The following is a 14280-nucleotide window of genomic DNA, read 5'->3' on the forward strand; positions in this document are numbered from 1 at the left end:
CCGGATGCCGGGACGGAGGGCTCAGTCCTCGGTCAGGTACCGCTGGAGCGTGGGCGCGACCAGAGCCACGATCTTCTCCGGGTCGGCGGACGCCAGGGGCTCCACCTGGACCACGTAGCGCAGGATCGCGATGCCGACCATGTGGGAGGCGGCGAGCTCGGCACGGAACGTCGGGTCGGGGACGTCGAGGTCGGCGGCGACGCGCTCCAGGACCCGCCGCAGCACCAGCTGGCGCAGCACCTTCGCGGCGGCCTCGTGCGTGAGCGCGGAGCGGATCACCGCGAGCAGCGGGACCCGGGTGACCGGGTTCTCCCAGACACCGAGGAAGTAGCGGGCGAGGCGCTCGCCGATGCCGTCCGGCCCCTTGCCGATGATCGCGGGGACCACCAGGGCGGGCTCGATGCTGACCTCGATGGCGGCGGCGAAGAGATCGTCCTTGCTGCCGAAGTAGTGGTGGACGAGCGCCGGGTCGACGCCGGCGACCTTCGCGATGCCGCGCACGGACGTCTTGTCGTACCCGCGCTCCGCGAACACCTCGCGGGCGGCGAGCCGGATGCGCTCCTGGGTGCCGGGGCCCTCGTCGGCCTCGTCCTGCCGGGGGCGGCCGGGGCCGCGGCGGCGGGGCTTCGGTGCGTCGGGCTCGGAGTCGGCCGTCATGGGCGGTGGGCCCCGTCGCGCTCGGGCTCGGTGGCGGTTGCGGTTGCGGTGGCGAGGTGCAGGCGGGTGAAGGCCAGCGCCTCGGCGAGATCGGCCTCGCGCTCGGCGGAGGACATCGCCCGGCGGGTGTTCACCTCGATCACGACGTGCCCGTCGAACGAGGTCCGCGCGAGGCGCTCCAGGAGCTCGGCGCAGGGCTGCGTACCGCGGCCCGGGACGAGGTGCTCGTCCTTGGCCGATCCGTTCCCGTCGGCCAGGTGGACGTGCGCGAGCCGGTCGCCCATCCGGTCGATCATCGCGGTGGCGTCGGTGCGGGCGGTCGCGGTGTGCGACAGGTCGACCGTGAAGTGCCGGTAGTCGTCCTTGGTCACGTCCCACTCGGGGGCGTACGCGAGCATCTCGCGGTCGCGGTAGCGCCAGGGGTACATGTTCTCCACGGCGAACCGGACGTCGGTCTCGTCGGCCATACGCCAGATGCCGGAGACGAAGTCCCGCGCGTACTGGCGCTGCCAGCGGAACGGCGGATGCACCACCACGGTGCCCGCCCCGAGCCGCTCGGCCGCCGCCCGGGCGCGCTGCAGCTTGATCCACGGATCGGTGGACCAGACCCGCTGGGTGATCAGGAGACACGGCGCGTGCACGGCCAGGATCGGCACCCCGTGGTGGTCCGAGAGGCGGCGCAGGGCGTCGACGTCCTGACTGACCGGGTCCGTCCAGACCATGACCTCGACGCCGTCGTACCCCAGGCGCGCGGCGATCTCGAAGGCGGTCGCCGTCGACTCCGGATAGACGGAGGCCGTGGAGAGGGCGACTTTCGCGGTCGGGACACGGACTGGTTCTGCCACGGGGACAGGGTACGGGCCCACGGCGGCCGCCGACCGTGACGGCGGCCACGCGGGGCGGTCCGTCACAGGGTGAGCAGTCGGACGAGCAGCACGATCACCGTGCCCGCCGTGAAGACCGACCCGAGCACGGTGAACACCAGATCGACGGTCCTCGCGTCCCAGCCCACGACCTCGAAACGGCGCGGCTGCTCCGGGTCGTAGCGGACCGTGACGTTCGCTCCCACCCGATAGGCGTGTCCGACCGATCCGCGGCCGAACCTGGACGCGTACTCGTGGGCGCGCCCGTCCGGCGAGGTCCAGGCCGCGACCGGGTGGTGGAACGTGGCGCCCTCATCGCTCCTGATCACTTCGTGGCGCACGATCCGGCCGACCGCGCTGACGCCGTTGCGCCGCAGCAGAGCGGCACGGCGCAGGCCGTACGTGCCGATGCCGAGGCAGGCGACGCCGATCGTCAGGGGTATGAGGGAGAAAAGCCATTCGCGTCCCATGATCTGTGCGACGCGTCCGCCGGAGCTCCGGTTGCGCCCTCGGCCGGGTCACACCCCCGGCGCCGGCATGTGGTCCAGGCGGCGCAGGATCACGCCCTCGCGCAGGGCCCACGGGCAGATCTCCAGTTCCTCCACGCCGAAGAGGTCCATCGTGGCCTCCGCCACCAGCGCACCCGCCAGGAGCTGGTTCGACCGGCCCTCCGAGACGCCCGGGAGGGCCGCGCGCTGGGCCGTCGTCATCGCCGCCAGGCGCGGGACCCACTCCTCCAGGGACTTGCGGCTCAGGTCCCGCTGCACGTACAGGCCGTCCGCCGAGCGCGCCGCGCCCGCGATGCGGGCCAGCTGCTTGAAGGTCTTCGAGGTCGCCACCACGTGGTCCGGGGCGCCGAAGCGGCGGAACTCGCCGACCGTGCGGGCGATCTCCGCCCGCACGTGCCGTCGCAGCGCCCGGATGTCCAGCGGGTCCGGCGGGTCGCCCGGGAGCCAGCCCGAGGTGAGGCGGCCCGCGCCCAGCGGGAGGGAGACGGCCGCGTCCGGGTCCTCGTCGATCCCGTACGCGATCTCCAGCGAGCCGCCGCCGATGTCCAGGACCAGCAGCTTCCCGGCGGACCAGCCGAACCAGCGGCGGGCCGCGAGGAAGGTGAGCCGGGCTTCGTCCTCGCCGCTCAGCACCGGCAGGTCGACGCCGGTCTCGGCCTTGATCCGCGCGAGGACCTCGTCCGCGTTCGTGGCCTCGCGTACGGCGCTGGTCGCGAAGGGCAGGACGTCCTCGCACCCCTTGTCCTCGGCGGCCTGCACCGCGTCGCCGATCACCGAGACGAGACGCTCGACGCCGTCTGGCGTGACGGCGCCCGCCTCGTCGAGCAGCTGCGCCAGCCGCATCTCCACCTTGTGCGAGTGCGCCGGCTGCGGGCGCGCGCCGGGGTGCGCGTCCACCACCAGCAGATGGACCGTATTCGAACCCACATCCAGCACACCGAGTCTCATAGGGGGAAACGCTACTGCGAGGAAGACTCGGGGGTTGAGTAAGGGGCGCATAGGCTTGGGTTTGTGCCAAATACGAAGAAGGCCAACAAGACCCGGTCGCAGAAGGACACGGGCAAGGACACCGTCAAGGACAGGACCGGGGCCCGCGCCAAGGACGGCGCCAGGGCCAAGGCCAAGGGCGGCAAGGAAAAGGTCGTGGTCGTGGCCGACGAGAAAGGGCTCGACTTCCCCCGGGCCTGGGTGGAATTCCCCGACCCCGCCGACGACGAGCAGATCTTCCGCTGTGACCTGACCTGGCTCACCTCCCGCTGGACCTGCATCTTCGGCAGCGGCTGCCAGGGCATCCAGGCGGGCCGGGCGGACGACGGCTGCTGCACGCTCGGCGCGCACTTCTCCGACGAGGACGACGAGAAGCGCGTCGCGGAGCACGTGGCCCGGCTGACACCCGAGCTGTGGCAGTTCCACGACGTCGGCAGCGAGAGCGGGTGGACGCAGCACGACGACGACGGGGAGAAGCAGACCCGCCGCTGGGACGGCGCGTGCATCTTCCTGAACCGGCCGGGCTTCCCCGCCGGCGCCGGCTGTTCCCTCCACATCCTGGCGCTCAAAAGTGGCCAGGAGCCGCTGGAGACCAAGCCCGACGTCTGCTGGCAGCTGCCGATCCGGCGCACCTACGAGTGGATCGACCGGCCCGACGACACCCGCGTGCTGCAGGTGTCGATCGGTGAGTACGACCGCCGCGGCTGGGGCCCTGGCGGCCACGACCTGCACTGGTGGTGCACCTCGGCCACCTCGGCGCACGGTGCCGGGCAGCCGGTGTACGTGTCGTACCGCCCCGAGCTGACGGAGCTGATGGGCAAGGAGGGGTACGACGCGCTCGTGGAGCTGTGCGAGGCGCGGCTCGCCTCGCTGCTGCCGATGGCCCCGCACCCCGCGGATCCCGCGGATCCCGCCTGACCAGGCCGGCTCCTGACCCGGCCGGCTGCCTCAGGGGCCCGATGACCCCGACGGGGCCGGGTCCGGGGCCGGGGAAACCGTTCCGCCTGTGCCCTCCGTCGCGGACGGCGCGGGTGTCGGGGACGGCGGCGGGATCGTCGGCTCCGTCGGGGACGGGTTCGGCGTGGCCGGCTGCGTCGGGTCCGGAGAGGGCTCCGGGGTCGCGGGCTGCGTCGGGTTCCGGGTGGGCGCGGGCGCCGGGCGGCCCCGGCCCTGGATGGCCACCACCGCGCCGCTGGGGTCGACCCCGACCCGGGCCGTCCAGGCGCCGACGGGCTGGGCCTCGGGGTCCACGACGATGCGCAGGGTGACCGATTCTCCTGGGGCCAGCGTGCCCGCGGTCCGGCTCGCGCGCAGCCAGGGCGCGTCGGACCAGAGCCGCCAGTCGACCGGGGCGCCGCCGGAGGCGGTGAGGGTGAGCAGGGTGACGGAGCCCTGCGAGGACGCGGCCACGGCGAGGCGGCCGGCGCCGCCGGGCTGGTCGGGGGTGGCCGGCGGGCCGCTGCTGATCACCTCGACGGAGACGTCGGAGGCGGTGTCGGTCTGGGCGAAGCCCGGGCCGCCGGTCGTGGTGGCGGCGTTCCCGGCGTTCTCGTAGGCGGTGAGCGGGCGGCCGTCGGTCCGGGCGGTCGGGAGCTCGGACTCGCTGGCGGAGATACCGGTGGCATCGCCGCCGGGCTCGCCCGTCTCCGGGCCGCCCCGGTACGCGGCCCACAGGGCCAGGACGGGGGCCGCGACGACGGTGGCGACCACGGTGGTGGTCACCACCCGGGCGCGCAGCCGGTCGCGGCGGGCGGCGCGGTCCTTGGGATCCATGGGGAAGCCGGTGCGGTCGAAGCGCGGGGCGGCTCCGCCGCGGCCGCGGCCCCGGCCGGAGCGGAGCATCGCGGCGTGGACGGCGGTACGGGGGGCGGGTACCAGGGGAAGGGCGGCCGTGTCGAGGCCGCCGGAGCCGGGCCAGGGGCCGGCGGCTCCCACGCGTTCGGCAACGCGGCGGCACCGGGGGCAGTCGTCGACGTGGCGGACGAGCTCGGCGCGCAGGGTGCTGGAGAGCAGTACGTTGCCGTCGCCGCCGTCGCCGTCGTCACCGGTCAGCCGGGAGACGCCGGGGCAGTTTCCGGTCTCCACGACGGCGAGGGCGGCGCGGGTGCGCTCCACCTCGCAGGCCGCGCCGGAGAGCAGCTCGCGGGCGGTGGCGGCGGGGGTGCCGAGGACGGCGGCGAGTTCGGGGACGCCGAGACGGTGGCGGACGGCGAGTTCGAGGGCCTCGCGCTGCTCGGGTGTGGTGCCGGCGGCTTCGGGCCAGGCGAGCCGGGCCAGCTCGGTGCGGCGGTAGGCGCTGACGTCAAGCGGCCGGCGGGCCTCCGCGCCGCGTTCGGGGCCGGTGTCGCCACCCGGCGCACGGTCGCGCTGGGTGTGCTCCGGCGCACGCCGGGCGGAATGCGCTCCCTGTCGTGCGCGCCGCTGCTCCGCCAGCCGGTGCAGGCAGCCCCAGCGGGCGAGCGCGTAGAGCCAGGCGCGCCGGTCCCCCTCGTCGGGGCAGCGGCCCGGGTGCCGCTCGGCGACGGCGAGGACGTCCCCGAGCACGTCGGTCGCGCTGTCGTGGTCGCACAGGACCGACAGGCAGTACGTGAACAGGCCGTCCAGGTAGGGCTCGTGCCGGAACGGCGGCGGCTGCTCGCCCTCGTGGGGCGTGCGCCCGTGCGCCCGGTGTGCGCCGGTGCGCGCTGAGGAGTGTGCCTGGTTGCTGCTGTTCACCTGGCGACCGTAGGCGGCACGCCGGTGACGCCCTGGAAGCCTTCACCACATTTAGCCCTTACGGGTGAACAGATCGGTGAGGCGCTGACGCGGGCCCTGACGCGGTACGCCCACGGCCCGCCGGAAGCCCCCGGGGACCGTGCGACCGCCACCGCGGTCCGGCTTGTCGGTGGGGGCGGCTACCGTGAGCGCCATGGCTGCCCGCACCGCTCGTTCATCCGCCAAGGACCGGCCGTCCTACCGCTGCACCGATTGCGGCTGGACGACCGCGAAGTGGCTCGGCCGCTGTCCCGAGTGCCAGGCCTGGGGCACCGTCGAGGAGATGGGCGCGCCCGCCGTGCGGACCACCGCGGCCGGCCGGGTCTCCACCGCCGCCCTGCCGATCGCCCAGGTCGACGGCCGGACGGCGACCGCCCGCAGCACCGGCGTGGACGAGCTGGACCGCGTCCTCGGCGGCGGGCTCGTGCCCGGAGCCGTCGTCCTGCTCGCCGGTGAGCCCGGTGTCGGCAAGTCGACGCTGCTGCTGGACGTCGCGGCGAAGGCGGCCAGCGACGAGCACCGCACGCTGTACGTGACGGGCGAGGAGTCGGCGAGCCAGGTGCGGCTGCGGGCCGACCGGATCAACGCCCTCAGCGATCACCTCTACCTGGCCGCCGAGACGGACCTGTCCGCCGTGCTCGGGCACCTCGACGCCGTGAAGCCCTCCCTGCTGATCCTGGACTCCGTACAGACCGTCGCCTCCCCCGAGATCGACGGCGCGCCCGGCGGCATGGCCCAGGTGCGCGAGGTGGCCGGCGCGCTGATCCGCGCCTCCAAGGAACGCGGGATGTCCACCCTCCTCGTCGGGCACGTGACCAAGGACGGGGCCATCGCCGGTCCCCGTCTGCTGGAGCACCTCGTCGACGTCGTACTGAGCTTCGAGGGCGACCGGCACGCCCGGCTGCGGCTGGTGCGCGGCATCAAGAACCGGTACGGGGCCACCGACGAGGTCGGCTGCTTCGAGCTGCACGACGAGGGGATCACCGGCCTCGCCGATCCGAGCGGGCTGTTCCTGACCCGGCGGGCCGAGGCCGTGCCCGGCACCTGCCTGACCGTGACGCTGGAGGGGAAGCGCCCGCTGGTCGCCGAGGTGCAGGCGCTGACCGTGGACTCGCAGATCCCCTCCCCCCGGCGCACCACCTCCGGTCTGGAGACCTCGCGCGTCTCGATGATGCTGGCGGTGCTGGAGCAGCGCGGCCGGATCACGGCGCTCGGCAAGCGCGACATCTACAGCGCCACGGTGGGCGGGGTGAAGCTCACCGAGCCGGCCGCCGACCTGGCGATCGCGCTCGCGCTGGCCTCCGCCGCCAGTGACGTCCCGCTGCCGAAGAACCTCGTGGCGATCGGTGAGGTCGGCCTGGCCGGCGAGGTGCGGCGGGTGACCGGCGTGCAGCGGCGGCTCACGGAGGCGCACCGGCTGGGGTTCACCCACGCGCTGGTCCCGGCGGATCCGGGCAAGGTGCCGGCCGGGATGAAGGTCATCGAGGTGGCCGACATGGGCGACGCGCTACGGGTGTTGCCGCGCGGCCGGTCCCGTACGTCGGCCAGGGAGCGGTCCGGGGAGTAACCGCCCCCGGGGACGGCCCGAGGCCGCCCCGGGCCGTCCCCGGGGAGAGCGATCCGCTGGTCAGGGGGTCCGTACGAGGCCCTCGCGCGCCGTACCCGGACAAGCCACGGCGGGGCCGCGGCGCGCGCCGGTAGACTTCTGGATGGTCCGCCCGGCCGTACGCACGTCCTCGTGCCCGCGGCGCAGGGCGGTACGACCCGCGACCGGAGGAGTGCAGTGGCAGCCAAGGACGGGGCAGCAGCATCCGGCAAGTCGGGCGCGAGCTCCAAGCAGGAGGCCATGATGCGCGCCTCGCTGAGCGCGGTCGCACCTGGTCAGCCGCTGCGTGACGGCTTGGAACGGATCGTCCGCGGCAACACCGGCGGGCTCATCGTCCTCGGTATGGACAAGAGCGTCGAGGCGATGTGCACCGGCGGCTTCGTCCTGGACGTGGAGTTCACCGCGACCCGGCTGCGCGAGCTGTGCAAGCTCGACGGCGCGCTCATCCTCGACAAGGACATCACCAAGATCCTCCGGGCCGGTGTGCAGCTGGTGCCCGACGCGTCGATCCCGACGGAGGAGACGGGCACGCGCCACCGCACGGCGGACCGCGTCTCCAAGCAGTGCGGCTTCCCGGTGGTTTCGGTGTCGCAGTCGATGCGGCTGATCGCGCTGTACGTGGACGGGGAGCGGCGGGTCCTGGAGGAGTCCGGGGCGATCCTGTCCCGGGCGAACCAGGCACTGGCCACGCTGGAGCGGTACAAGCTGCGCCTCGACGAGGTCGCGGGCACGCTGTCGGCGCTGGAGATCGAGGACCTGGTCACGGTCCGCGACGTGACCGCGGTCGCGCAGCGGCTGGAAATGGTCCGCCGGATCGCCACCGAGATCGCCGAGTACGTGGTCGAACTGGGCACGGACGGGCGACTGCTGTCCCTGCAGCTGGACGAGCTGACGGTCGGGATCGAGCAGGAGCGGGAGCTGGTCATCCGCGACTACGTGCCGGAGCCGACGGCGAAGCGTTCCCGCACGGTGGACGAGGCGCTGGCGGAGCTGGACGCGCTGACCCATCCGGAGCTGCTGGAACTGGCGATCGTGGCGCGGGCGCTCGGGTACACCGGTTCTCCGGAGACCCTGGACTCGGCGGTGTCGCCGCGCGGCTACCGGCTGCTGGCGAAGGTGCCGAGGCTGCCGGGGGCGATCATCGAGCGGCTCGTGGAGCACTTCGGCGGGCTGCAGAAGCTGCTCGCCGCGAGCGTCGACGACCTGCAGGCCGTGGACGGCGTGGGCGAGGCCCGTGCCCGCAGCGTCCGCGAGGGCCTGTCCCGCCTGGCCGAGTCGTCCATCCTGGAGCGGTACGTCTAGGACGCGCCGCCGAGCCGGACCGGACCACTGCCCGGCCCGCGCCGCCTCCGGACCCCGCGCCCAACCAGCGGCGGGGCCGGAATCCTCTAGTCCTGCTTCAGGACGAACGAGGTCCGGGCCACCGGCATGCCCGGGGCCTTGACCTCGACCACGTAGGTGTCGGGAGCCGCGGACCCCGCCGGAGGCGTCTGGCACTGGTCGGCCGCGCTGAACCGGCGGTCCCAGTCCAGCGACTGCTTGGTCTCGCCCTGCGCCGGGAGGCGGAAGAAGGCGTTGCCCGCGCCCGCCGGGCAGTCCGCCGAGGACCACACCGCCTTGCTGCTGCTCGCCTGAAGAATCGTCAGAACGGCCTGCTTCGGGCCGAGGTCGATCTTGCAGGTGGTTCCGGAGGTGTTGCGGGCGACCAGTTCGAGGCGGGGCTTCTCGTTCGCCTCGTACTCGTTCTTCGCGCTCTTGACCTCCCACTGCAGCGCACCCGGCGCACAGGTGGGCAGCGGGGAGTCCGCCGGGACCTGGGCGGGGCCGCCCGCGGCGCCGCCGGAACCGGAGCCACCGTTCGAGGCCGTGCCGCTGCCCGGTTCGCCGTTCTTGCCCGCGCCGCCCGTGGAGCCGCCCTCGGAGCCGGTGGTTCCGCCACTGCCCGACTCCGGGCGCCCGCCGGGGGCCGCGCTGATCGCGGGGCCGGTGCCGGCCGGACCCGGGGTGATCGAGGCGGCCGGGTCGGGGCCGCCCTGGCCCTTTCCGTTCGTACTCGTCCTCCCCCCACCGGAACTGACGGTCCATACGGCGAGGAGCGCGAGGAGCGCGACAACGGAAGCCAGCACAGCCCTCCGTCGCCAGTAGATGGAGGAGGGGAGCGGCCCGACCGGATTGCGCAGAGATCCCACGGACGGAACTTTACGAGAGTCCGCGACCCGATCAGTGCCCCACATGCCGCGCGGTGCACTCGATTTGCCGATGATCATCCTGCGGGCGCAACCGCCGGCATCGAGATCCGGCCAAAGGGCTGACGCGGAGAGTGAGCCGCTTTGAGTACGTTCGGTAGGCATGGGCAGTTCCGGCCGTCGTCCGGTTCCCCGGTCCCGGTCCGGCGCGCCGAGGCATGTGAAACGTGCCAGGATGCCGTCTGCCATGACTGCATCTCCCGCTTCCTCCACGGCCGTATCCCCCGACTCCTCCCACGCGCTGCACTCCCCCGTCATCGCGTGGTTCGACGAGCACGCCCGCGACCTGCCCTGGCGCCGCCCCGAGGCCGGCCCCTGGGGGGTCATGGTCAGCGAGTTCATGCTCCAGCAGACGCCCGTCAGCCGGGTCCTGCCGGTCTACGAGCAGTGGCTCGCCCGGTGGCCCCGCCCCGCCGACCTGGCCGCAGAGTCCCCCGGCGAGGCCGTACGGGCCTGGGGGCGGCTCGGCTACCCGCGCCGCGCGCTGCGGCTGCACGGCGCGGCCGTCGCCATAACGGAGCGGCACGGGGGCGACGTACCGCGGGAGCACGCGCAGCTGCTGGCGCTGCCCGGGATCGGCGAGTACACGGCGGCGGCCGTGGCCTCCTTCGCGTACGGGCAGCGGCACGCCGTCCTCGACACCAACGTCCGGCGGGTCTTCGCCCGCACCGCGACCGGGGTCGAGTACCCGCCGAACGCGACGACCGCCGCCGAGCGGCGCCTGGCCCGGGCCCTGCTGCCCGAGGACGAGGACACCGCGGCCCGCTGGGCGGCGGCCTCCATGGAGCTCGGCGCACTGGTGTGCACCGCCAAGAGCCCCGACTGCGCGCGCTGCCCGGTGGCCGGGCTGTGCGCGTGGCGCCTCGCGGGGAAGCCCGCGCACGAGGGTCCGCCACGGCGCGGGCAGACGTACGCCGGGACCGACCGGCAGGTGCGCGGGAAGCTCCTCGCCGTGCTCCGGGAGGCGGTGGGCGCCGTTCCGCAGGCCGTGCTCGACACGGTCTGGGACGAGCCGGTGCAGCGGGCCCGGGCGCTGGACGGGCTGGTCTCCGACGGGCTGGTGGAACCCCTGGACGGAGGCCTCTACCGGCTCCCGCAGACGGCCCCACAGACCGCCCCGCAGACGGCTCCCGGGGCAGGCCCGCAGGCAGCCCCGCCGCCCGCCGCCGGACCCGATCGAAGCTGACTCGAAGATTCCGCTTCCTGCCGTGAAAGCGCAGCTCACGGGGGTTGTTACACAACCTATGGGTGTCCGTGCGTCCACCGAAGGCTGGCTCGCACAGGCCCGTGACAACCCCTCCGTACCTTCGAATCCGTAAGGCAGCGGATGAGCGGGTGGACGGCAGCGGAGGCGGTCTCAGATGGCGCACGGTGAGGTACTCGAATTCGAAGAGTACGTACGCACCCGGCAGGACGCACTGCTGCGCAGCGCCCGGCGTCTGGTCCCGGACCCGACCGACGCCCAGGACCTCCTGCAGACCGCGCTCGTGCGCACCTACGGCCGCTGGGACGGCATCGCCGACAAGTCCCTGGCCGACGCCTACCTGCGCCGCGTCATGATCAACACCCGCACCGAGTGGTGGCGCGCCCGCAAGCTCGACGAGGTCCCCACCGACCAGCTCCCCGACGCCTCCGTCGAGGACGGCTCCGACCAGCGCGCCGACCGCGCCCTGCTCATGGACATCCTCAAGGTTCTCGCGCCCAAGCAGCGCAGCGTGGTCGTGCTGCGACACTGGGAGCAGATGAGCACCGAGGAAACGGCCGCGGCGCTCGGAATGTCGGCGGGAACCGTGAAGAGCACTCTGCACCGCGCGCTGGCCCGCCTCCGGCAGGAGCTGGAGAGCCGGGACCTGGACATGCGTGCGCTGGAGCGCGGTGACCACACCATGCAGTACGAGGGGCGTGAGCGGTGCGCGGCCTGAACGGCCAAGGCTTGTCCGGAAGTTCTTTGGTGCTGATGTCGGCGGGGACGGTCGTCCTCGTCGGCACAGCCGTGTTCGCGGTCGGGTGCGCCACCGGCGGCACCGGCCTGCGCGACGGCGGCCCGGCCCGCACCGAGGCCGTGTCCAGAACCACCCCCTCGGGGGCCTCCCCCGAGGACTCCTCCGCGGCCTCGGCCGCCTCGTCGGGGCAGGCGCTGAAGAAGGTCGACCCCGTCGCGCTGCTGATGAAGGACCCCAAGGTCGGCACCGAGGTCAAACGCGACCTCAAGCCGTGCTCGGGCAAGGAGTACCCCGTGGACGTGAGCTACGGGAAGGTCACCGGCGGCCCCGTCGCGGACATCGTCATCAACGTCCTGTCCTGCGCCGATGCCCTGGGGCGCGGAACCTACGTGTACCGGGCGGACGGCAGCACGTACGAGAATGTGTTCTCGGACGAACAGCCACCCGTCTACGCGGAGATCGACCGGGGCGACCTGGTCGTCACGAAGCAGGTCTACGGAAAGAGCGACGCGCTCGCCTATCCGTCGGGCGAGGACGTGATCACGTACCGCTGGAACGGGGAGAAGTTCACCGAGCAGGACCGAGTTCACTCGGAGTACAGCAACGTGGTCGACGGCGGAGTCCAGCCCGCCCCGGTCACGAGTCAGAAGAACTGAGCACAGAAGAACCGAGGCGAGGCTCCCGCATGGCCGAGACCCATGTCCTGTTCGTGGAGGACGACGACGTCATCCGTGAGGCCACGACCCTGGCGCTGGAACGCGACGGGTTCGTGGTCACGGCCATGCCCGACGGCCTGTCCGGCCTGGAGTCCTTCCGTGCGAACCGGCCCGACATCGCGCTGCTGGACGTGATGGTCCCGGGCATGGACGGCGTCAGCCTGTGCCGCCGCATCCGCGACGAGTCCACCGTTCCGGTGATCATGCTCTCCGCGCGCGCCGATTCCATCGACGTGGTGCTGGGCCTGGAGGCGGGCGCCGACGACTACGTCACCAAGCCCTTCGACGGATCCGTCCTCGTCGCCCGGATCCGCGCCGTGCTGCGCCGCTTCGACCACTCGGGCGGCCCGCAGAACGGCGGCCCGAACGGGGCGGACAACGGCTCGGACGGCGAGCGCGGCGTGCTCTCCTTCGGCGACCTGGAGGTGGACACCGAGGGCATGGAGGTCCGCCGGGCGGGCGCCGCCGTCGCACTGACGCCGACCGAGATGCGGCTGCTGCTGGAGTTCTCCTCCGCGCCCGGCACCGTCCTGTCGCGCGACCGCCTGCTGGAGCGGGTCTGGGACTACGACTGGGGCGGCGACACCCGCGTCGTGGACGTTCACGTCCAGCGCCTGCGCACCAAGATCGGCCAGGACCGGATCGAAACGGTCCGGGGCTTCGGATACAAACTCAAGGCATGAGACGGTTCACCCTCCGCACGGGGATCCGCTGGAAGATCACACTCGCCATCGCGGCCGTGGGTGCCCTCGTCACGGTCGCGCTGAGTCTGGTGGTGCACAGCGCTGCCCGCGTGTCGATGCTGGAGAGCGCGCGCGAGGTGCAGCTGGAGCGCGTGCAGTTCATCTCCCGCAATGCCGAGGCCGGGCGCAAACCGCCCATGGGCGCCAAGCTCAACGATCCCGAACTGCCCTCCGAGCTGCGGCACAAGGCGCAGTCGGGCCGGCGCGGGACCTACATCCAGGAACGGCCGCACGGGGGGCTGCCCGAGGTCTGGGCCGCCGTACCGCTCGGCAACGGGCAGGTGCTGTCGCTGCACACACCGTTCCGGGAGAGCGTCAATCTGCTCCCCGACCTGGACCGGGCCCTGGTCATCGGCGGCCTGTCCGCCGTGATGGCCGGCTCGGCGCTCGGCGTACTCATCGGCGGACAGATCTCGCGCAGGCTGCGCAAGGCCGCGGCCGCCGCGCAGCGGGTGGCGCACGGCGATCCCGACGTACGCGTCCGGGACGCGGTCGGTGGCGTCGTCCGCGACGAGACGGACGACCTCGCGCGGGCCGTGGACGCCATGGCCGACGCCCTCCAGCAGCGGCTGGAGGCCGAGCGGCGGGTGACCGCGGACATCGCGCACGAGCTGCGGACTCCGGTCACCGGCCTGCTCACGGCGGCGGAACTGCTGCCCCCGGGGCGGCCGACCGAGCTGGTGCGGGACCGGGTACAGGCGCTGCGCGCGCTGGTCGAGGACGTACTGGAAGTGGCCCGGCTGGACAGCGCGTCGGAGCGGGCGGAGCTCCAGGACGTGGCGCTGGGCGAGTTCGTGAGCCGCCGGGTCGCGTCGCTGATGCCGGAGGCGACCGTACGGGTCGTCGCGGACGAGATCGTCAGCACCGACCCGCGGCGCCTGGAGCGGATCCTGGGCAACCTGCTGGCCAACGCGGCGCGCTACGGACAGCCGCCGATCCAGGTCGACGTCGAGGGCCGGGTCGTACGGGTCCGGGACCACGGGCCGGGCTTCCCGGAGGCGCTGCTGCGCGAGGGGCCGAGCCGCTTCCGCACCGGGTCGACGGACCGTGCGGGCGTGGGGCACGGGCTGGGGCTGACCATCGCGGAGGGCCAGGCACGGGTGCTGGGCGCCCGGCTGACGTTCCGTAACGTGGCCGCCCGCGGCGGCGTGGAGCGCGAGGGCGCGGCGGCCGGTGCGGTGGCGGTGCTGTGGCTGCCGGAGCACGCGCCGACGGCGACGGGCAGCTTCCCGGTCCTGGGGCCGGCGCAGGGCTGA

Annotated in this window: 15 protein-coding genes; 8 read left to right on the forward strand and 7 right to left on the reverse strand. The window is 73.4% G+C overall.

The genetic code is table 11. The features are described 5' to 3' along the window. Positions 1–21 precede the first annotated feature (21 nt). From OG373_RS18120 to OG373_RS18135, 4 genes are all read right to left on the reverse strand, one after another. On the reverse strand, positions 22–657 hold the full coding sequence (locus OG373_RS18120; RefSeq protein WP_405439232.1) for a TetR family transcriptional regulator: 636 nt from the start codon (positions 655–657) through the stop codon (positions 22–24). Next, entirely contained in the window at positions 654–1502 is an 849-nt protein-coding gene (locus OG373_RS18125) for a sugar phosphate isomerase/epimerase family protein (protein WP_405439233.1), read from the reverse strand. The genes OG373_RS18120 and OG373_RS18125 overlap by 4 nt, the downstream gene beginning before the upstream one ends. Before the next feature lie 62 nt (positions 1503–1564). Then, complete coding sequence (locus tag OG373_RS18130; RefSeq protein ID WP_405439234.1) at positions 1565–1990, reverse strand: DUF3592 domain-containing protein; 426 nt, start codon at positions 1988–1990, stop codon at positions 1565–1567. Between the two features lie 48 nt (positions 1991–2038). Continuing rightward, the gene (locus tag OG373_RS18135; protein ID WP_405439235.1) at positions 2039–2977 is read right to left on the reverse strand and encodes a Ppx/GppA family phosphatase; all 939 of its coding nucleotides are present in this window, start codon (positions 2975–2977) and stop codon (positions 2039–2041) included. Positions 2978–3172: 195 nt separating this feature from the next. Here OG373_RS18135 and OG373_RS18140 point away from each other — a divergent pair, with 195 nt between their 5' ends. Then, positions 3173–3934: a hypothetical protein gene (locus tag OG373_RS18140; protein WP_405444106.1), complete on the forward strand. Its 762-nt coding sequence runs from the start codon at positions 3173–3175 to the stop codon at positions 3932–3934. Between the two features lie 30 nt (positions 3935–3964). Here OG373_RS18140 and OG373_RS18145 read toward each other — a convergent pair whose 3' ends face one another. Together OG373_RS18145 and OG373_RS18150 are read right to left on the reverse strand one after the other, a co-directional pair. Next, complete coding sequence (locus tag OG373_RS18145; protein ID WP_405439236.1) at positions 3965–5731, reverse strand: BACON domain-containing protein; 1767 nt, start codon at positions 5729–5731, stop codon at positions 3965–3967. 51 nt (positions 5732–5782) lie between these two features. After that, complete coding sequence (locus OG373_RS18150; protein ID WP_405439237.1) at positions 5783–5926, reverse strand: hypothetical protein; 144 nt, start codon at positions 5924–5926, stop codon at positions 5783–5785. On the opposite strand from OG373_RS18150, the gene radA reads away from it, so the two are divergent. Together radA and disA are read left to right on the forward strand one after the other, a co-directional pair. Next, entirely contained in the window at positions 5925–7337 is a 1413-nt protein-coding gene (radA, locus tag OG373_RS18155; RefSeq protein WP_405439238.1) for a DNA repair protein RadA, read from the forward strand. The two genes, OG373_RS18150 and radA, sit on opposite strands and share 2 nt — an antisense overlap. 216 nt (positions 7338–7553) lie before the next feature. Continuing rightward, on the forward strand, positions 7554–8678 hold the full coding sequence (gene disA / locus OG373_RS18160) for a DNA integrity scanning diadenylate cyclase DisA (protein ID WP_030727101.1): 1125 nt from the start codon (positions 7554–7556) through the stop codon (positions 8676–8678). Positions 8679–8764: 86 nt separating this feature from the next. On the opposite strand, the gene OG373_RS18165 is transcribed toward disA, so the two are convergent. Next, positions 8765–9502, reverse strand: a complete 738-nt coding sequence (locus OG373_RS18165; protein ID WP_405439239.1) for a hypothetical protein — start codon at positions 9500–9502, stop codon at positions 8765–8767. A 307-nt stretch (positions 9503–9809) separates the two neighbouring features. Between OG373_RS18165 and OG373_RS18170 the strand changes: the two genes are divergently transcribed. From OG373_RS18170 to cseC, 5 genes are all read left to right on the forward strand, one after another. Beyond that, positions 9810–10808, forward strand: coding sequence for an A/G-specific adenine glycosylase (locus tag OG373_RS18170; protein WP_405439240.1), 999 nt, complete (start codon positions 9810–9812; stop codon positions 10806–10808). 175 nt (positions 10809–10983) lie between these two features. Continuing rightward, on the forward strand, positions 10984–11544 hold the full coding sequence (locus tag OG373_RS18175) for a SigE family RNA polymerase sigma factor (protein ID WP_397739077.1): 561 nt from the start codon (positions 10984–10986) through the stop codon (positions 11542–11544). A 35-nt stretch (positions 11545–11579) separates the two neighbouring features. Beyond that, positions 11580–12221, forward strand: coding sequence for a hypothetical protein (locus OG373_RS18180; RefSeq protein ID WP_405439241.1), 642 nt, complete (start codon positions 11580–11582; stop codon positions 12219–12221). Between the two features lie 29 nt (positions 12222–12250). Further along, the gene (cseB, locus tag OG373_RS18185; protein ID WP_189974098.1) at positions 12251–12964 is read left to right on the forward strand and encodes a two-component system response regulator CseB; all 714 of its coding nucleotides are present in this window, start codon (positions 12251–12253) and stop codon (positions 12962–12964) included. Next, positions 12961–14280, forward strand: a complete 1320-nt coding sequence (gene cseC / locus OG373_RS18190; RefSeq protein WP_397739072.1) for a two-component system sensor histidine kinase CseC — start codon at positions 12961–12963, stop codon at positions 14278–14280. The genes cseB and cseC overlap by 4 nt, the downstream gene beginning before the upstream one ends.

Origin of the sequence: Streptomyces avidinii, from assembly GCF_045161815.1 — a bacterium.
Classification (GTDB): Bacteria; Actinomycetota; Actinomycetes; order Streptomycetales; family Streptomycetaceae; genus Streptomyces; species Streptomyces avidinii.

Coding starts and splice junctions, on each gene's coding strand:
- radA (WP_405439238.1), top strand. CDS start 5,925: ATGGCTGCCCGCACCGCTCGTTCATCCGCCAAGGACCGGCCGTCCTAC.
- OG373_RS18170 (WP_405439240.1), top strand. CDS start 9,810: ATGACTGCATCTCCCGCTTCCTCCACGGCCGTATCCCCCGACTCCTCC.
- OG373_RS18180 (WP_405439241.1), top strand. CDS start 11,580: ATGTCGGCGGGGACGGTCGTCCTCGTCGGCACAGCCGTGTTCGCGGTC.
- OG373_RS18120 (WP_405439232.1), bottom strand. CDS start 657: ATGACGGCCGACTCCGAGCCCGACGCACCGAAGCCCCGCCGCCGCGGC.
- cseC (WP_397739072.1), top strand. CDS start 12,961: ATGAGACGGTTCACCCTCCGCACGGGGATCCGCTGGAAGATCACACTC.
- OG373_RS18130 (WP_405439234.1), bottom strand. CDS start 1,990: ATGGGACGCGAATGGCTTTTCTCCCTCATACCCCTGACGATCGGCGTC.
- OG373_RS18135 (WP_405439235.1), bottom strand. CDS start 2,977: ATGAGACTCGGTGTGCTGGATGTGGGTTCGAATACGGTCCATCTGCTG.
- OG373_RS18150 (WP_405439237.1), bottom strand. CDS start 5,926: ATGGCGCTCACGGTAGCCGCCCCCACCGACAAGCCGGACCGCGGTGGC.
- OG373_RS18175 (WP_397739077.1), top strand. CDS start 10,984: ATGGCGCACGGTGAGGTACTCGAATTCGAAGAGTACGTACGCACCCGG.
- cseB (WP_189974098.1), top strand. CDS start 12,251: ATGGCCGAGACCCATGTCCTGTTCGTGGAGGACGACGACGTCATCCGT.